Source organism: Geothrix rubra (assembly GCF_030268065.1).
Lineage (GTDB): Bacteria > Acidobacteriota > Holophagae > Holophagales > Holophagaceae > Geothrix > Geothrix rubra.
Genome location: NZ_BSDD01000005.1, coordinates 24288 through 41790, shown reverse-complemented (window position 1 = coordinate 41790; position 17503 = coordinate 24288). Strand labels below are relative to the sequence as shown.

Here is a 17503-nt window from a genome sequence, read left to right as displayed (position 1 = left end):
CATCCTCTCAACCACGGAGACCACGATGGGAACCATTCGCATGGATCGCCGGCTGTTCCTAAAGACGGCAGGCGCCACCGCCGGAGCCGTCGCCGCCACACAGGTGGGATGCTTCAAGTACTTCAAGAAGGGACGCAGCACGGCGGCCGACACCAAGGAGATCCCGACGACCTGCGAACTCTGCCCGAACAAGTGTTCGGCCATCGCCGTGGTCGAGGGGGGTTTCATCCGCAAGCTCAACCCGAATCCCGAGAACCCCAAGTCCCGCGACATGCTCTGCGCCCGCGGGAACGCGGCCGTCATGCAGGTCTATGATCCCGACCGGATCAAGCAGCCCATGATCAGGGTCGGCGCCCGCGGTGAGGGCAAGTGGAAGCCCGTCAGCTGGGATGAGGCCTTCGACTACACCGCCAAGAAGCTGGCCGAGATCAAGGAGAAGTACGGCCCCGAAGGGACCCTCTGGGCCTCCACGGAGGGCTTCCAGGAGAAGTTCTTCATGAACCTGGGGCAGGCCTTCGGGTCTCCCAACATCGTGCGCCACCCGACCCTCTGCCTGGCCTCCGTGAACCTGGCCTACGGCACCACCTTCGGCACCGTGCCCAGCTTCGACATGCTCAACAGCAAGTACGTGATCATGTCCGGAGCCAACCGCTTCGAGAGCATCATCACGCCCGACACGATGGACCTCATCGGCAGCGTGATGGAGCGCAAGGCCAAGCTGGTCTACCTCGATCCCCGCTTCACGGTGACCGCCGCGAAGGCCGACGAGTGGTACCCCATCAAGCCCGGCTCGGACCTGGCCTTCATCCTCGCGATGCTGAACGTGATCATCGCCGAGAAGCGCTACCACAAGGACTTCGTGGACACCTACACCCTCGGCTTCGACCAGCTCGCCGAGCACGTGAAGCAGTACACGCCCGAATGGGCCGAGAAGGAAACGGAGATCCCCGCCAAGGACATCATCCGCATCGCCCGCGAGTTCGCCGATGCCGGCACCCGGGCCCTCTACTACTCGGGCCGCCGGTCCTCCTGGTACCAGAACGACTTCCAGATGCGCCGGGCCCAGGCCATCCTCAACACCATCGTCGGGAACTGGGACCAGATGGGCGGCATGGTGCCCAACGCCTCCCTGCCCAAGGGCGAGTTCCTCTTCATGCCCTGGGACGACCCCAAGGCCTCCCGCGTGGACGAGGTCAAGACCAACTTCCCCCTGGCCGCCGCGAGCGATGGCGCCTACCTGAAGCTGCGCGAGAACGTCCTCTCCGGCAAGCCGTACCCCGTGAAGGGGTGGATGGTCTACAAGCAGGATCCGATGAACGCCCTGCCTGACCAGAGCAAGACGATGAAGATGATCGAGCAGATGGACTTCATTGGGGTCATCGACCTGCAGATGAGCGACATGGCCTGGTATGCCGACGTGGTGCTCCCCGAGAGCGCCTACCTCGAGCGGACGGACCCCGTGGAGGTGATGCCCGGCATCTGGCCCGCCGTGGTCTATCGGCAGCAGGTGGTCAAGCCCATCCACGACACCAAACCCAACCTCGAGATCGTCCAGGGCATCGCCAAGCGCCTGGGCCTCTCCGACTACTTCGACTACACCATCGACCAGTGGGTCGAGGCGGAGTTCAAGGACCTCCCGATCCCCATGGCCGCCGAGCACATGAAGAAGCACGGCGTCTGGGCCGCCACCGGCGAAGCACACTACGGGAAGACCCTGACCCCCGACCACCGGTTCGTGACCAAGTCCGGGAAGATCGAGATCTACTCCGAGCGCCTGCAGGAGAACGGCTACGATCCCCTGCCGGTCTACACGCAGATCGCCCAGCCCCCGGCGGACCGCTTCCGACTGATCCTCGGCCGGGTGGGCTACTTCACGCACGCCAACCAGTCCAACAACGTCTGGCTGCACGAGTTCATGCCGGAGAACGACCTCTGGATCAACCCCGTTCCGGCCGCCCGCCTGGGCATCAAGCACGGCGACTTCGTGAACGTCTCCAGCAGCGTCGGCACCGCCAGGATCAAGGCGCGGGTCACCGAGGAGATCCGTCCCGACTGCGTGTTCATGCTCCACGGGTTCGGCAAGAAGTCCAAGATGCAGAGCCTGGTCTACAACGTCGGCGCCAGCGACGCCGTCATCCTGGAAACCGCCTGGGACAAGGTATCGGGGAACGCCGCGTTCCACGAGACCTTCGTCAAGGTCAGCAACGCGTAGAGGGGGGTGAGACATGGCCATGAAGAAGAAGCGTTACGCCCTCGTCATCGACTCCAGGAAGTGCCTGAACTGCAAGGCCTGCGTCGTCGCCTGCAAGGCGGAGAACAAGGTCCCGGTGGGCCATTTCCGCAATCGGATCAATGAAGAGCGGAAGGGCGAATACCCGACCCTCAGCATCAACTTCGAGCCGGAGCAGTGCCACCACTGCGACCAGCCCTCCTGCGTCCGCGTGTGTCCCACCGGCGCCTCCTGGCAGCGCAAGGACGGCATCGTCCTCGTCAACTACGACGAGTGCATCGGCTGCCGCTACTGCATGATCGCCTGCCCCTACGACGCCCGGTACTTCAACGAGGAGGAGGGCGTGGTGGACAAGTGCACCTTCTGCGTGCAGCGGGTGGACAAGGGCGAAGTGCCGGCCTGCGTGGAGACCTGCCCCTCGAAGGTGCGCGTCTTCGGCGACCTGGAGGATCCCAAGAGCCGGATCCGCGAGCTGCTCGCCACGCGCCGCTACAAGGTGAAGGAACCCCAAACGGGCAACGGCCCCCAACTCTATTACCTGCTGTAGGAGGAAGCCATGCACGAAACCAATTGGGGACTCCTCATCGTCGTCTACCTCTTCCTGGGCGGGCTCTCCGCGGGCCTCTTCTTCGCCTCGGGCCTCGCCAACTACCTCAAGGTGGACGACAAGCCCGCCTATGCCCGGGTGGCCCGCATGGGCGCCCTCCTGGCGCCCTGGCCGGTGGCCATCGGTTCCGGCCTGCTCATCCTCGACCTGGGTAACTGGTACCGGTTCTACAAGCTGTTCATGCACTTCCGCTGGGAAAGCCCCATGTCCATCGGCTCCTGGCTGCTCACCATCTTCACGGTGGTCGCCTTCCTCTACCTCTACTCCTGGCTGAGCGAGGATGAGCGGAAGTGGATCTTCGGCAAGATCCCCGCCTCCTGGAAGCAGGTCCACCGCCTCAACGTGGACATCTCCGGCTGGCGCGAGACCCTCGGCATGATCGGCTTCCCCTTCTCCATCGGGGTGGGCATCTACACCGGCGTCCTGCTTGGTGCCGTGTCCTCCCGGCCCTTCTGGAACACGAACCTGGTGGCCCAGATGTTCCTCTTCTCCGCCCTCTCCAGCGGCGCGGCGGCCCTGCTGCTCGCCATGGTCCTGGACAAGAAGAACCCCATCGAGAAGCACGAGACCAAGTTCCTGGTCACCCTGGACGTGGTGTTCATCTCCCTCGAGCTGTTCATCATCCTGCCCTACCTGATCCACGGCGAGCTCTCCACCCAGGCGGTGAAGGAGGCTCTCAACCTGATCCTCGGCGGCCCCTTCACCTTCATCTTCTGGGGTCCCTTCCTGATCCTCGGGCTGCTGGTGCCCCTGGGCATCGAGGTCTATGAGCTGTTCCCCGCCATCTTCAAGGGCCGGGAATTCCACGGGAACCGCAACCTGGCCCTCACCGCCGCCGGCCTCGTGCTGATGGGGGGCTTCCTGCTCCGCTACATCTTCGTCTACGCTGGCCAGATGAGCAGCTTCCACAGCAAGATGGGGCTGCTGCAATAGAAAAGGGACATCCCATGGCGCTCGCCTTCCTGGCGGAACTCTCCGAAGTCCTCGCCGAAGTCTTTCTGGAACCGGACGCCGAACTGAACGAGAGGCTGGGGCAGCTGCTGAGCAGCGGCCCCGGCCCTTCGCTGCTCGGTCCCCTCCGCCGCATGGCCGATGCGGTCCAGGATCCCGAGACCCAGGCGGTGGAGTACGCCCGCCTCTTCATGCACAGCCGCGAGGCGGACGTCGTCCACCTCTACGGCTCCGTGCAGGCCCGGGGCTTCCTCATGGCCCCCGAGGTCCTCGGATCCCTGAAGGAGATCTACGACGGCGCCGACATCAGCCCCCAGGAGGATCTCCTCGTCCCACCGGACCACCTGGGCCTCGAGCTGGCCTGCCTCGGCTACCTCCTGGAACAGCTGGAGGACGCCGAAGAAGGCGAGGCCACCGAGCGCGAGCGCCTCACCAGCCTGGCCCGCCGGCTGCTCCGGGAGCACCTCGACCCCCTCGTCCGGGCCGTGAACACCCAGCTTCCGCAGATCCAGGCCCACCCCTACTACCTGGGCGCCGCGGAACTCGCCGAGGCGTTGCTCCGGGCCACGGAAGCCGAGCTGGCCTGATCGCGCCCACGCCCGCGCTGGACAGGGGCCTGGGGCCCGTCTAGCTTGGAATCATGCGCCCCCCCCTGACCATCCTGCTGGTGGACGACGAGCCGGGCATCCGCCGTTCCCTGGGAGAGGCCCTCAAGGACGAGGGCTACCACGTGGTCAAGGCCGAGCGGGGCGAGCAGGCCCTGGACCTGCTCCAGAACCCCGATGGCGAGGGCATCGACCTGGTGCTCCTGGATGTCTGGCTGCCCGGCCTGGACGGCCTGGAGACCCTGAAGCAGGCGCGCCTCCTGCGCCCCGCCCTGCCCGTGGTGATGATCTCCGGCCACGGCAGCATCGACACGGCCCTCCAGGCCACGAAGCTGGGCGCGTTCGATTTCCTGGAGAAGCCCATCGACCTGGACCGGCTGCTGCTGGTCACCGGCAATGCCCTGCGCCAGTCCCGCCTGGAACAGGAGAACCAGCGCCTCATGGAGGCCGTGGAGGGCGGCCGGTTCTTCCTGGCGGAGAGCCCCGCCATGAAGCGCCTGCTGTCCGACGTGCAGCTGGTCGCGCCCACCGAGGGCCGCGTCCTGCTCACCGGGGAGAACGGCAGCGGCAAGGAGGAGGTGGCCCGCCTCATCCACGCCCAGAGCGCCCGCCGGGACGCCCCCTTCGTGGAGGTGAACTGCGCGGCCATCCCCGAGGAGCTCATCGAGAGCGAGCTCTTCGGCCACCAGAAGGGGGCCTTCACCGGCGCCGTGCGCGACCAGAAGGGCAAGTTCCGCGAGGCCGACGGCGGCACCCTCTTCCTGGACGAGGTGGGCGACATGTCGCTCAAGACCCAGGCCAAGGTCCTGCGGGCCCTCCAGGAGGGCCGGGTCGAGCCCATCGGCGGCGGCGGGGCGGTGGGCGTGGATGTCCGCGTCATCACGGCCACCAACAAGGACCTGGCCGGGGAGATCGCCCGGGGCCGCTTCCGCGAGGACCTCTACTTCCGCCTGGCCGTGGTGCCCCTGCGCATCCCGCCCCTGCGCGAGCGGCCCGAGGACATCATCCCCCTGGCCGAGGGCTTCATCGCCCGCATCGCCCGCCAGTACGGCCGCCCCCCCAAGCGCCTGGGCCCCGACGCGAAGGACACCCTGCTGCGCCACGACTGGCCCGGCAACGTGCGCGAGCTGAAGAACCTCATGGAGCGCGCCGTCATCCTGGGCCGTGGCGCCGAGATCGGCCCCCGGGACCTCGGCCCCCTGGCCGTGCGCCACCTCGCCGAGCCCGATCCCTTCTCCTTCCCCGAGTTCCCCAGCCTCAAGGAGGCCCGCGACTGGTTCGAGGGCCAGTACCTCCAGCGCGAACTGAAGCTCCAGAACGGCAACATGACCCGTGTGGCCGAGCGCGTGGGCATGGACCGCTCCAACCTGTACAAGCGCCTCAAGGCCCTGGGCATCGAGCCCAGGGAGAGCTAGGTGGTCGCGACCATGCGGGTCGCGGAGCAGGCTCCAGTGGAGCCTGCGGAGCGGGGCCCTGCAGGGAGCGAATCAGGACCGGGTGGGTCCGACACGACCAGCGGAGGCAGGCCGTGAGTGACCGCAAGTGGTTCAAGATCGGAGAAGCCGCCACCCAGGTCGGGGTCTCGCCGAAGGAGCTCCGCTACTGGGAGGACGTGATCCCCGAGATCAAGGCCCGGCGCAGCCGGGGGAACCTCCGCTACTACCACGCCGACGAGCTGCCCCGGCTCAAGCGCATCAAGGCCTGGCTGGCCGAGGGCCTCACGGTGGCCGACTGCCGGGAGCTGCTCCTGCACGGCCACCTCGCCCAGCGCCTCGACCTCGGCCTGGAGCCCGACGAGGCCCCCGCCCCGCCACCCCAGAAGCCCAGGCCCACCATCCCCCGGCTCCTGCGCGCCAGTTCCGACCTCCAGCCCGCCATCCGCGCCCTCCGCACGCTCCTCGACCGCCTCTCCGCCCCGCCCCGTCCTTGACCCCCGGCCCCGACCGGGCTAGAGTCAATGGTTCACGGCGCGTGGCGCAGCCTGGTAGCGCACTACCTTGGGGTGGTAGGGGTCGGAGGTTCGAATCCTCTCGCGCCGACCAACACACCAGAGGGGCCCTCTTCGGAGGGCCCTTCTGGTGTGTTGCCCCATGGACCGGGAGGATTCGAACCTCCGAGTGGGACCGCGGAGACAGCGCGGGGCGCTGTCGGGAGCGGGACCGCGGCCGGCGCAGCCGGACGCCGTTCGAATCCCACCCGGGTGGGGCGGTTCCCGACACGGAGGGCGGCCGACCTCCGAGTGGGACCGCGACGCCGGCTCCCTACGGCTTCCCGGTCCCCTTCACCATCGGCACGAACCGCACGGGCAGGATGCTCTGCCGCTCGAGCCCGGCGGGGGTCCGCCGCAGCAGGATCAGGTCCTGCGCCCCCCAGGCCGGGCCCACGGGGATGATCATGCGGCCGCCCACCTTGAGCTGGTCCACCAGGGGCCTCGGCACCTGGTCGGGCGCGCAGGTGACGAGGATGGCGTCGAAGGGGGCCGCCTCGGGCCAGCCGAGGTGGCCGTCGCCGGCGCGCACCCGCACGTTGGCGTAGCCCAGGCGCCGCAGGTCCGCCTCCGCGCGGCGGGCCAGGGGTTCCACGATCTCCACGGAGTAGACCTCGGCGACCAGCCCCGACAGCACGGCGGCCTGGTAGCCCGAGCCCGTGCCGATCTCCAGCACGCGGTCGCCGGGCCTGGGATCCACCGCCAGGGTCATGAGGGCCACGATGAAGGGCTGGGAGATGGTCTGCCCGTAGCCGATGGGGAGGGGCGTGTCCTCGTAGGCCAGGGAACGCTGGGCCTCGGGGACGAACGCGTGCCGGGGCACCCGGCCCATGGCCGCCAGGACCCGGGGATCCCGCAGGCCCCGGGCGACGAGCTGGTCGCGTACCATGCCCGTCCGGGCCGCAGCCTGGGTCGCTTCGGAAGGCGCAGCGGGCGCCTGGGCCCGCTCCGGTCCACAGGCTCCGAGGACCAGCGCCAGGGCCGCGCCGAGGTGCCTTCGCATGGGTACGAAGGTACCCCGGCCGCGGCCCCGCGCCACCGTCCCCTCAGCGGCCTCCCGCCAGGGTGATCCGGACCTCCCCGGCCCGGCCGCCCCAGGCCTGCAGCCGCCAGGCCTCCAGCAGGGCCACGGCCCGCGCGGAGCCGGCGAAGCCCTTCTGGAAGGTGGCCGAGATCACCCGGCCGGCGGCGTCCAGCTTCAGGACCAGCACGGTGCCGGAGGGGAGGCCGGCCAGGGCCGTGCGCAGGTCCCTGCGTCCCAGCCTCGCCTGAAGTTCCTGGCGGAGGGCGGACAGGTCCGGCGCCGCCGAGGCCGACAGGGACCGGATGCGTGCCACCGGCAGCGCCTCCGGGGGCTCCCCCTCGCCGCGGCCCGCGGCCGAGGTGTCCCCGACCGCGCGACCCGGGTCCGCCTTCGCGCGGTACCGGGATTCCCGGGAAAGGGCCTGGTCCTGGGCCGCGGCCTCCACGGCCAGGGAGACCGGGGCCGGCGTCATCCTCTGCGCCGGGAGGGAGGCCAGGACGCCGCCCCCGATGGCCGCGTCGGACACGCCCTCGGGCAGGGGCAGGGGCTGGAGGACGGTGGCGCGACCGCCCGTGTTCCGCACCTGGGTGTCCACCGCCACGAAGGAGGTATAGGCGGTCAACAGATGGTAGGCCAGGCCGAGCCGGGTGACCTCGGCCTTCCGTTCCTCGTCCGCGCCGAACGGGTCGTAGTCGGCGAGCCGCTGGATGCGCTGGCGGGCCCAGAGCTGGGCGAGGGCCGGATGGGCCCGGTCCGCCACCTGCGCCACGTCGAAGGTCTGGTGCCAGGGGCCCGCGCCGGTCACGCCCGAGATCGTCACGGTCCCGCGGGCCGCGCCGGTCCACCTGCCGAGGCAGATCACGGGCCGGTCGGCGAGCACATCGGGCAGCTGGACCGGCTCGAGGTCCTTCACCGCGAAGCCGTTCGTGGTGAGCCGCACGTTCGTGAGCACGGGGGCGGACACGTAGGCGCGGAACCGCTCCGCCTCCGCGGCGGCCTGGTCGGGCCTCGTGACCACGAAGGCCTCGCCCTGCCCCGCGTGGGCCATGCCCTCGATGAGGTGGCGGTTCACGGAGGAGCCGATGCCGAAGGCGAAGAGGTTCGCGGACCCCAGGTTCTGGCGGATGAGGTCGAAGACCTGGCCATCGGCGCTGATGTAGCCGTCCGTGGACACCACGAAGGTGCGCGAGATGCCGGGCACCCGGGGCAGGCCCAGGGCCTTCCGCAGGGCGCTGGCCAGTTCCGTGCCCCCGCCGCCGTGTTGGGCGCCCACGAAGGCCAGGGCCTCCCGGGTGTGCTCCGGCGTGGCGGCCACCGAGCCCTCCGGCGACCAGAAGGCCGCGCTGCCCTCGAAGACCATCACGTTGAAGCGGTCCTGGGGCCGCAGGCCCTGGATCATCTCCTTCATCAGCCCCTTCGACACCTCCAGGGGGAAGCCCATCTGGCTGCCGGAAACGTCCATGATGAAGACGTACTCCCGGGGCGGCAGGTCCTTCGGCGCCACGCGCTTCGGGGGCTGGGCCATGACCAGGAAGGTGTTCCCGTCCTTCCCCTGGTCCAGCAGCAGACCCGACTGCACGGCGCCGCCCGCCAGCTGGTACTTCAGGATGAAGTCCCGGTTGCCGCCGTGGGCCTCCGAGGGATCCAGGCGCAGGGTGGCCCGGTCCTTGCCGTCGTAGGCGAGGGTGGTCCGGTGGGTGTCGCAGCCCATGCGGGCGATGGGCAGGCCCGCCGCCAGCGTGAGCGACAGGTCGAAGGTGGTGGCGGGCTTCTCCTCGGCGTGGGTGTAGGGATTGGCCACCCAGGCCTCGCCGGTGTCCGAGGCCGTGCCGGACCTGCCGGCGAAGCGGGGCCCCACCACCGTGGGGAAGACGAACTCGTAGGTGCCGGCCGTGGGCACCAGCAGCTCCGTGTAGCAGAGCTCCACCCGGATCTCGTCGCCGGGCAGGATGTTCGCCACGTTCATCTGGAAGACGTTGGGCCGCTGCTGCTCCAGGAGCGAGGCGCTGCGCCCCTCCTGCTTCGCCCGCTCATAGTCGGCCCGGGCCTGGCCCCGCTCCCTGATCTGGGCCCGCAGCACCCGCTCGCCGATGCGCATGGTCATGGCGTGCACCGCGCTGCGCGTGGAGCCGGGGAACACGTACAAGGCCTCCAGGGGCTTCGTGCCCGTGTTGCGGTAGACCTGGGTCACCGTCACGTCGGCCACGACGCCCGCGAGGGCCACCTGGGCGGACGTGGCCTTCAGCGGCAGCTGGTCCACGGCCGCCTCGCCCTTCACGAAGAAGTAGGGGGAGAGGGTGCGATCCCCCTTGGCCTCGGACTGGGGATCCGACGGCGGAGCCGGCGGGCGGCTGCGGGCGCCAGCCAGGGGCGACAGCCCCGTCCAGCAGGCGAGGAGAAGGGCGGGGGCGCGGTGCGGCATGGGATCCTCCCGGTGGGGCCGCGCGGAGGGCGCGGTTCAGGAGGGAATGCCGCGGGGCCCGCGTCTCTTTCAGGGCGCCGGTACCTTTTTCTCCGGCACGGGGATCCGGGTGCGGAACCCGTCCACGGGACCCTCGGCGGGGAGGCGCGCCGGATCGGTCACCGGCGCGTTCAGGATGTAGAGGTCGAGCGCCTCCCCGGGGACGGGACGGAACTCGAGCCGCCAGCGGATCCGCGGACCCTCGCGCCCCTCCGCCACGGGCCGCACCACCGCCACGCCCGCGGCCCCGCGCCGGAGGAGCAGCACCGGCTGTGCGGGGAGCGCAAGTACCGTCACCCGGAGCGACCCGTCCGCCCGGGCCGCCACGCCCCAGGCCGGCTCGGGGGCCGCCTGGGCCGCCGTGGCGCTGAGGCCCCCGGCCGCTGGAGCTGCTGGGGGCGGTGCGGAGGGGATCGCCGCCATCACCGCCTCGGCGCCCGCGGGCGCGCGGTCCGCCTTGGCCCGGGCCCGGGCGGCGTCCTCGGCCTTCGACCGATCCTCCGCCCGCTTGTCGTCGTGGGCCTCCGCGGCCCCGCCGGGGGCCAGGGCGGCGGCGGTCTCGAGAGTCCGGTTCGTGGTCGGAAGGGGCGCGGGGGCCGCCCGCTCCGGGGCGGGCGGCGTCGCCTTGCGGGCTGCCGGCGCTGGCGGTGTTGGAACGGCCGGTTCAGGGGCCTGGACCGTTGGGGCGGCGCCCTTGCCGAGGGGCGCCGGTCGGGGCGCCTCGACCCGCGGCACCGGGACCTCGCCGGGCCCGCGCAGCACGGCCAGCCCTGCCAGGCCGGCCACCAGGATGCCTGCCGCCAGGCCCAGGACGCCCGGCCGGCGCCAGAGGGGCATCCTCCGCGGGGCCAGGGCCGTCAGCAGGTGGGCCCGGGCGGCGGGGTCCGCCAGCAGCTCCCGCAGGGCCTCCTCGTCCGCCAAGGTGTCGAAGAGGTCCTGGTGCTCCAGGGCCGCCTCGTAGAGCGCCCGGCGCTCGGTCCCAGTGAGGGTGCCCGTGGCGTGCCCGCCCAGCAGCTTCTCGGCCTCCTCGCGCCTCACGGGCCCTCCCTTCCGGCCGCCGCCTCCCAGCGTCCGCCCAGCGCTTCCAGCAGCTGCTTCCGGCAGCGGTGGTCCCAGGTGTACACGGTGTTGAGGGTGGCCGCGCCCATCTGGGTCTGGATCTCCGCGAAGGTGCGGCCCTGGAGCTTGAGCCGGAACAGCTCCCGGCAGCGCTCCCCCAGGCGGGCGATGCCGCCCATGAGGCGCGTCAGCAGCTCCTTGCGCTCCAGCACGGCGGCGGGATCGGGGGCGTCCGAGGCGGGCGGGAAGGCGTCCACGTCCACCGCGTCGTACTCGCCCCGGCGGGCGGCCTTGCGGCGGGCGGCGGCCAGCTTGAAGCGCAGGATCTGGAAGGCCAGGGGCACCAGGTCCTCCGCCCGCTCCAGATGCCCGTACTTCGTGTGGAGCAGCACCAGCACCTCCTGGGCCAGGTCCTCGGCCTGGGCCCCTGCGTACCGGGATGCCGCGAAGGCCACGATCCTTTCGCGCAGGCGGACCAGGACCTCGGCCCTGGCCAGGGGCGCGGTCCCGGCCTCCGGCGCCGCCGGGGCGGACAGGGCATCGAGGGGGAGGTCGGCGTCCATGGGAGCGGCCCCATCCTCGCATCGTTCCAGGGCGTTCACCACAGCCGGGTACACTGGCGGCATGTCCGAACGCCTCATCCTCCTCACCAACGACGACGGGCTCTGGGCCCCCGGGCTGGCGGCGCTGGCGCGGGTGGCCGCCCGCTTCGGCCGGGTGGTCACCGTGGCGCCGGACCGCAACCGCTCGGCCATCTCCAGCGCCCTCAGCCTGCACAACATCCTCCGGCTCCACGACCTGGGCCAGGACCGCTTCACCTGCGACGGCACCCCCGTGGACTGTGTGCTGCTGGGCGTCTGCTCCGTACTCGACCGGCAGCCCGACTGGATCCTCTCCGGCGTGAACCACGGCTTCAACCTGGGCGAGGATGTCTTCTACTCCGGCACGGTGGGCGCGGCCTTCGAGGGCCGGCTCCAGGGCGCCCGGGCCGCGGCCTTCTCCATGCACCCCCAGGGCGACTTCGCCGTGGCCGAGCCCTGGATCGAGCGCTTCCTCCAGCGCTGGGAGGCCCTGGAGCTGCCCGCCAACCGCATCTGGAACCTCAACTTCCCCCACGGCGAGCCCAAGGGTTTCCGCCTCACGGGCCAGGACAGCCGGGCCTACCACGACATCGTGGAGAAGCGCACGGATCCCCGCGGCACGCCCTACTTCTGGATCGGCGGCGACATGGGCCCCACCTACGCGAAGAGCCCGGGTTCGGACGCCGAGGCCGTGCTGGACGGCTGGGTGAGCGCCACGCCCCTGCGCCTGGACCTGAGCTGCCCGGAGATCCTGGCCCGGGGCGCGGACTTCGAGTCCACCTTCAACGGGTGACGCCATGCGGGTGGCCTTCCGCGTCCGGGGACTGGTGCAGGGGGTCGGCTTCCGCCGCTTCGCGGAGCGGGAGGCCCATGCCCTGGGCCTGGAGGGCTGGGTGCGCAACGACCCGGATGGCGCCGTGAGCGGCGAGGCCGAGGGCCCCGAGGCGGATCTGGCGGCCTTCCGGGCCCGCCTGGCCGAGGGTCCGGCCTTCGGCCGGGTGGAGCATCTGGACTGGAGGGCCCTGGGTGTGGGATCCTCCCTTCCCCGTCCATTCGAGATCCGCAGGTAGCCATGTCCCTACACCAGTTCGTCCGCGACGTCCCCGACTTCCCCAAGGCGGGCATCCTCTTCCGGGACATCACCCCGCTGCTGGCCAACGCCGAGGCCTTCAAGCAGGCCGTGGAGGCCATGGCCCAGCCGGTGCTGAACCTCCAGCCGACCCACGTGCTGGGCCTGGAGTCCCGGGGCTTCATCTTCGGCAGCGCCCTGGCCCAGAAGCTGGGCCTGGGCTTCGTGCCCGCCCGCAAGCCCGGCAAGCTGCCCCTGCCCACCCACAAGGAGGCCTACGGCCTGGAGTACGGCGCGGACGCCCTGGAGATCCACACGGACGCCTTCGGCCCCGGCGACCGCGTGCTCATCGTGGACGACGTCATGGCCACCGGCGGCACCGCTGACGCCGCCCGCCGCCTCGTCACCCGCTCCGGGGCCCATCCCGTGGCCCTCACGGTCTTCATCGAGCTGACCACCCTGCCCGGCCGGGAGAAGGTCCAGGGCCTGCCGGTCTTCAGCGTCCTGCGGTACTGATCCCGTCCAGGGGGGACCGCCCGGCCCTGGCGGGCCGCTGCGTCCCCCCTGGGACCCCCGCGCCGGAGCTGGGCCAAGCCCGGCTCCGGCGCCGCCCCGTCTGAACGTTCCGTCGGCCCCGTCCCCGGCCGCCCGGCCCTCACGCCTCCAGGTCGCCCAGCACCCGGATCGTGGCGCCCTCCACGGCGACCAGGCCGGCGTCCCTCAGCTGGCGGAGCTGCCGGCTGAAGGTCTCCGGGGCCATGCCCAGCTGGGCGGCCTGCACCTTCTTCGGTACCCGCAGGAGGATCTCCCGGTTGGGCGCGCGGCGGGCCTCCTCCGCCAGCCAGGCCCGCAGGCGGCCGCCGGTGTCCTGGGCGCGCAGGGCCTGGAGCTGGAAGGTGAGCCGATGGTGCCAGGCGGCGAGGCTCTCCAGCATCCGCAGGCAGAGGTCCGCGTCTGAGCGCAACAGCGCCAGGAAGGCGGCCCGGGGGATCCGGGCCAGCAGGGTCCGCTCCAGGGCCCGGGCCGTGGCTGGAAAGGCGCCGCCGGCGAAGAGCGCCGCCTCCGCGAAGGACTGCCCCGGGCGCACGAAGTTCAGGGCCGTCTCGTCGCCGTCCTCCGCGGGGCGCAGGAGCTGGATGGCCCCCTCCAGCACCACGAAGAAGCCCGTGCAGGGCTCCCCCGCCACGAAGAGCACCTGCCCGGGGTCCAGGGTGCGGAGCTCCACCAGGGCGCCCACCCGGGCCAGCTGCGGGTCGTCCAGCGTCCGGAAGAGGGGCGCCTTGGCCCAGAGACCTTGGTACGGGGTGGCCATGGGCCATTGTGCCCCCACCGGACCCCGGACTCCGCATCTTGAGATCGGTCAAGGCGCCCCCGTCCCCCCGGCCGGACCCTGATTCCGTGCCCGAGGGGCCGAGGAGGATGCGATGAGTCATGCGTGGGAGAGCCGGAGCGTGGGCGAGCTGGTGCTGGAGAAGCCGAGCCGCTCGAAGGTGTTCGAGAAGGCGGGCCTGGACTATTGCTGCAAGGGGCACGAGGCCCTGGGCAGGGCCTGCGAGCAGAAGGGCATCCCGGTCGAGGAGCTCCTGGCGGCCCTCCAGGACATGGATGCGGAGGTCCCGCAGGACGAGGACCGGAGCTGGATGAAGGACATCCCGACCGCCGTGGAGCACGTCCTCCGGGTCCACCACGACTACACGAAGGAGGCCCTGCCCCGCCTGCAGTTCCTCACCGCCAAGGTGGCCAACGTCCACGGCCACGACGATCCCCGCCTCGTGGAGCTGGACCGCGCCTTCCAGGCCTTCGCCCAGGAGACCTTCGACCACCTCGCCAAGGAGGAGCAGATGCTCTTCCCCATGTTCCTGGCCGTGGCCAAGGGCGAGCGCTGGCCCATGCCCCCCACGGTGCAGATGCCCATCGCCCGCATGCTCCAGGAGCACCTGCAGCACGGGGAGAACCTCGAGCTGTTCCGGACCCTCACGGACGGCTTCGTGCCTCCGCCCGGCGCCTGCAACAGCTGGCGCGCCATGCTGGACGGCCTGGCCGAGCTGGAGTACGACCTCCACCGGCACATCCACAAGGAGAACAGCTGGCTCTACCCGGCCGCCATCGAGGCCGAGGCCCGGCTGTAGGACCCGGCCCGCCCGGCCGGAACGGGGCCAGCGGCCAGCGGCCGCGGGGCCCCGTTCCGGCCGGGTGCATTAATTCCTAATTAAAGATGGGAAATTCTTAATTGTGACCCCTGTCGCCGTCCCGCCCGGGGAGGCTGGTTCCGGGGCGTCCCGCCCCTTCCGGGGAGTCCGTCCATGAAGCTGGGAGTGGCGCTGCTGCAGGCCTTGAAGGACCGGGGCGCCGGCGAGGTGTTCGGCATCCCGGGCGACTTCGCCCTGCCCTTCTTCCGCTGCATCGAGGAGAGCGGGGTGCTGCCCCTCTTCACCTTCAGCCACGAGCCGTCGGTGGGCTTCGCCGCGGACGCGGCCGTCCGGCTGCGCGGGGGCCTCGGGGTGGCGGCGGTCACCTACGGCGCGGGGGCCCTCAACCTCGTCAACCCCGTGGCCCAGGCCTACGCCGAGAAGACCCCGCTGGTGGTGATCTCGGGGGCCCCCGGCCGCGGCGAGGTCGCGTCCGGCCTCCTGCTCCACCACCAGGCCAAGGCCCTCGACAGCCAGATGCGGGTGTTCCGCGAGATCACCTGCGACCAGGGCGTGCTCGACGACCCGGCCACGGCGCCGGAGATCATCGCCCGGGTCCTGCGCTCCTGCGCGGAGTACGCGCGGCCCGTCTACCTCGAACTGCCCCGGGACCAGGTGGACGCCCCCGTGGGACCCGTGCCCCTCCTGCCGCCCAGCCCCTTCGATCCCGAGGCTGTGGCGGCCTGTGCGGAGGAGATCCTGGCCCGCCTGGCGGCGGCGCAGCGCCCCGTGCTCCTGCCGGGGGTGGAGGTGCGCCGCCTCGGCCTGGAATCGCCCGTGGCCGAACTGGCCCGACGCCTCGGCGTGCCCGTGGCGACCACCTTCCTGGGCCGGGGCCTGATGGTCGACCAGGAGACCCCGCGCCTGGGCACCTACCTGGGCCTGGCCGGGGAGGCGGGCGTCCGGGAGGCGGTGGAGGGCGCCGACCTCGTGCTGATGCTCGGGATCATCACCAGCGACACCAACTTCGGCGTGAGCGGCCGCCGGCTGGCCCCCGGCGCCACCGTGCACGCCCTGGACCGCGAGGTCCGGGTGGGTCACCACGTCTACCGCGACCTGCCCCTGCCGGCCCTGGTGGAGGCCCTCCTGGACCGCGCCGGAGCGCGCCCCGCCCCGGCGGTCCCGGCCCCCCGGGAGCTCCCCGGGGACCTGGTGGAGGACGACGCCCCCGTGGCGCCCGAGGACATCGTGCGAGGGCTCAACGACCGCTTCCGCGCCTCCGGCCCCCTGCCCGTGGCGGCCGACATGGGCGATTGCCTCTTCTCGGCCCTGGACCTCCGGGAGACGGACCTGGTGGCACCCGGCTACTACGCCAGCATGGGGTTCGGCGTGCCCGCGGGCCTGGGCATGCAGGCGGCCACGGGCCGCCGTCCCATCGTGCTGGTGGGCGACGGGGCCTTCCAGATGACGGGCTGGGAGCTGGGCCACGCGCGGCGGCACGGCCTGGATCCCATCGTGGTGCTGTTCAACAACCGCGCCTGGGGGATGCTGGAGGCCTTCCAGCCCGGCGGCCGCTTCAACGAGCTGGAGGACTGGCACTACGCGGACCTGGCCGGCCCCCTCGGCGGCGACGGCTACCGCATCCGCACCCGGGCCGAGCTGGGCCGCGCCCTGCGCCGGGCCTGGGAGACCCGGGGCCGCTTCCAGCTCCTGGACGTGCACCTGGAGGCGGGCGCCGTCAGTCCCGCCCTCCGCCGGTTCGTGTCCGCCGTCCAGCGGCTGACGCAGGCTCCGGCCGCCTGCTAGGTCCCCAGCCCCATCTCCGCGAGGCTCGCCCGGAGGCCCGCCTCCGGATCCCGGGGCGCGACGCCCAGGTCCCGCACGAGGCGGTCGTTGCACACCCGGCGGGATTCGCGGAGGAAGGCCAGCAGGCCGGGGCTCAGCAGGTCCCGGGCCTCGGACCAGCCGACCTCCCGGGGCGGGGCCAGGCCGGCCAGGGCCGCCACCCGGGTCGTGAAGGCGGCCATGGGCTCGGGCCAGCCGTCCGTCACATTGAACACGCCGGAGACGGGCCGCTCCAGGGCCGCCTCGCAGGCCGCCACCAGGTCATCCACATGGATGCGGTTGCCGGGTCCCGAGTCCTCCGCCCGCAGCACCGGCTCGCCCCGCCGGAGGCGGTCCAGGGGCAGGCGGTGGGGACCGTAGATGGCCGCCACGCGCAGGATCGCGCAGCGGGCGCCCCGGGCCTCCGCCCAGCGCCGCGCCTGCCCCTCCGCGTCCAGGCGCTGGCGGGCGCGGTCGTCCCCGGGCGCGGGGGGCGTGGCCTCGTCCACCTCCGCGCCGCGCGTGTCCCCGTACACGCCCGTGGTGCTCACGTAGAGCAGCACCCCGGGCCGGGCCCCGCCCAGGGCCGCCAGGAAGCGCCGGAAGCGCCCGTCCGTGCCGCCGGCCCCGCCGGGCGGCACCAGGTAGACCACGGACCCGAGCGCCTCGGGCACCGGGAACGCCTCGCCCCCGTCGAGGTCCACGGCCAGGACCGGGACCCCCGACCGCGCCAGGGCCGCCGCGGAGGCCTCCGAGCGGACGAGGGCCAGCACCGGGCCCCGCGCCGCCAGGCGCCGCGCCAGCCGCGCCCCCGCGTAGCCGCAGCCCGCGAGGAGACAGGTGCCCACCGGGAGGTTCGCCATGGACCCAGCATAGCCCCCGGGTGTGAGAGGCTGGGGGCCCCGGACCGGAGCTCCCGTGCTGCCCCTCTTCAAGATCGTCCTGCTGGCCTGGCTGGTGCTGGGGCCCGTGGGGA

17 protein-coding genes and 1 tRNA gene are annotated in these 17503 nt (G+C 71.9%); 12 read left to right on the top strand and 6 right to left on the bottom strand.

The window, feature by feature from the left end; all coding sequences use genetic code 11:
* Nucleotides 1-25 precede the first annotated feature (25 nt).
* The 7 genes from QSJ33_RS12550 to QSJ33_RS12520 all read left to right on the top strand — a co-directional run bounded on the left by QSJ33_RS12550 (nucleotide 26) and on the right by QSJ33_RS12520 (nucleotide 6435).
* Nucleotides 26-2212, top strand: a complete 2187-nt coding sequence (locus QSJ33_RS12550; RefSeq protein ID WP_285726667.1) for a molybdopterin-containing oxidoreductase family protein — start codon at nucleotides 26-28, stop codon at nucleotides 2210-2212.
* Nucleotides 2213-2231: 19 nt separating this feature from the next.
* Nucleotides 2232-2777, top strand: coding sequence for a 4Fe-4S dicluster domain-containing protein (locus QSJ33_RS12545; RefSeq protein WP_285726665.1), 546 nt, complete (start codon nucleotides 2232-2234; stop codon nucleotides 2775-2777).
* Nucleotides 2778-2786: 9 nt separating this feature from the next.
* Nucleotides 2787-3770, top strand: a complete 984-nt coding sequence (gene nrfD, locus QSJ33_RS12540) for an NrfD/PsrC family molybdoenzyme membrane anchor subunit (protein ID WP_285726663.1) — start codon at nucleotides 2787-2789, stop codon at nucleotides 3768-3770.
* A 14-nt stretch (nucleotides 3771-3784) separates the two neighbouring features.
* On the top strand, nucleotides 3785-4375 hold the full coding sequence (locus QSJ33_RS12535) for a TorD/DmsD family molecular chaperone (protein ID WP_285726661.1): 591 nt from the start codon (nucleotides 3785-3787) through the stop codon (nucleotides 4373-4375).
* A 53-nt stretch (nucleotides 4376-4428) separates the two neighbouring features.
* A complete protein-coding gene (locus QSJ33_RS12530; protein ID WP_285726659.1) occupies nucleotides 4429-5808 on the top strand; it encodes a sigma-54-dependent transcriptional regulator in 1380 nt (459 codons plus the stop codon).
* A 113-nt stretch (nucleotides 5809-5921) separates the two neighbouring features.
* Complete coding sequence (locus QSJ33_RS12525; protein WP_285726657.1) at nucleotides 5922-6323, top strand: helix-turn-helix domain-containing protein; 402 nt, start codon at nucleotides 5922-5924, stop codon at nucleotides 6321-6323.
* Between the two features lie 35 nt (nucleotides 6324-6358).
* Nucleotides 6359-6435 (top strand) — tRNA-Pro (locus tag QSJ33_RS12520).
* A gap of 219 nt (nucleotides 6436-6654) precedes the next feature.
* Here QSJ33_RS12520 and QSJ33_RS12515 read toward each other — a convergent pair.
* The 4 genes from QSJ33_RS12515 to QSJ33_RS12500 all read right to left on the bottom strand — a co-directional run bounded on the left by QSJ33_RS12515 (nucleotide 6655) and on the right by QSJ33_RS12500 (nucleotide 11487).
* On the bottom strand, nucleotides 6655-7383 hold the full coding sequence (locus tag QSJ33_RS12515) for a protein-L-isoaspartate(D-aspartate) O-methyltransferase (RefSeq protein ID WP_285726655.1): 729 nt from the start codon (nucleotides 7381-7383) through the stop codon (nucleotides 6655-6657).
* 43 nt (nucleotides 7384-7426) lie between these two features.
* Nucleotides 7427-9826: a VIT and vWA domain-containing protein gene (locus tag QSJ33_RS12510; RefSeq protein ID WP_285726653.1), complete on the bottom strand. Its 2400-nt coding sequence runs from the start codon at nucleotides 9824-9826 to the stop codon at nucleotides 7427-7429.
* A gap of 69 nt (nucleotides 9827-9895) precedes the next feature.
* Nucleotides 9896-10903 (bottom strand): hypothetical protein, encoded by a 1008-nt coding sequence (locus QSJ33_RS12505; RefSeq protein ID WP_285726651.1) that lies wholly within the window; start codon nucleotides 10901-10903, stop codon nucleotides 9896-9898.
* Nucleotides 10900-11487, bottom strand: coding sequence for an RNA polymerase sigma factor (locus QSJ33_RS12500; protein WP_285726649.1), 588 nt, complete (start codon nucleotides 11485-11487; stop codon nucleotides 10900-10902). Before QSJ33_RS12500 ends, QSJ33_RS12505 begins: the two co-directional genes overlap by 4 nt.
* Nucleotides 11488-11548: 61 nt before the next feature.
* Here QSJ33_RS12500 and surE point away from each other — a divergent pair, with 61 nt between their 5' ends.
* From surE to QSJ33_RS12485, 3 genes are read left to right on the top strand one after another with little or no spacing between them, the layout of a single operon-like run.
* A complete protein-coding gene (surE, locus tag QSJ33_RS12495) occupies nucleotides 11549-12298 on the top strand; it encodes a 5'/3'-nucleotidase SurE (RefSeq protein WP_285726647.1) in 750 nt (249 codons plus the stop codon).
* Between the two features lie 4 nt (nucleotides 12299-12302).
* Nucleotides 12303-12575, top strand: coding sequence for an acylphosphatase (locus QSJ33_RS12490; RefSeq protein WP_285726645.1), 273 nt, complete (start codon nucleotides 12303-12305; stop codon nucleotides 12573-12575).
* A 2-nt stretch (nucleotides 12576-12577) separates the two neighbouring features.
* A complete protein-coding gene (locus QSJ33_RS12485) occupies nucleotides 12578-13090 on the top strand; it encodes an adenine phosphoribosyltransferase (protein ID WP_285726643.1) in 513 nt (170 codons plus the stop codon).
* A gap of 139 nt (nucleotides 13091-13229) precedes the next feature.
* Here the strand turns inward: QSJ33_RS12485 and QSJ33_RS12480 are convergent, their stop codons facing one another.
* Nucleotides 13230-13886 carry a Crp/Fnr family transcriptional regulator gene (locus tag QSJ33_RS12480; protein ID WP_285726640.1) on the bottom strand — a complete coding sequence of 219 codons (657 nt, stop codon included), beginning with the start codon at nucleotides 13884-13886 and terminating at the stop codon, nucleotides 13230-13232.
* Between the two features lie 112 nt (nucleotides 13887-13998).
* Between QSJ33_RS12480 and ric the strand changes: the two genes are divergently transcribed.
* Together ric and ipdC are read left to right on the top strand one after the other, a co-directional pair.
* Nucleotides 13999-14703, top strand: coding sequence for an iron-sulfur cluster repair di-iron protein (gene ric, locus QSJ33_RS12475; protein WP_285726638.1), 705 nt, complete (start codon nucleotides 13999-14001; stop codon nucleotides 14701-14703).
* Between the two features lie 174 nt (nucleotides 14704-14877).
* Nucleotides 14878-16509, top strand: coding sequence for an indolepyruvate/phenylpyruvate decarboxylase (ipdC, locus tag QSJ33_RS12470; RefSeq protein ID WP_285726636.1), 1632 nt, complete (start codon nucleotides 14878-14880; stop codon nucleotides 16507-16509).
* On the opposite strand, the gene QSJ33_RS12465 is transcribed toward ipdC, so the two are convergent.
* Nucleotides 16506-17390: an NAD-dependent epimerase/dehydratase family protein gene (locus QSJ33_RS12465; RefSeq protein WP_285726633.1), complete on the bottom strand. Its 885-nt coding sequence runs from the start codon at nucleotides 17388-17390 to the stop codon at nucleotides 16506-16508. The genes ipdC and QSJ33_RS12465 overlap by 4 nt on opposite strands.
* Nucleotides 17391-17503 lie beyond the last annotated feature (113 nt).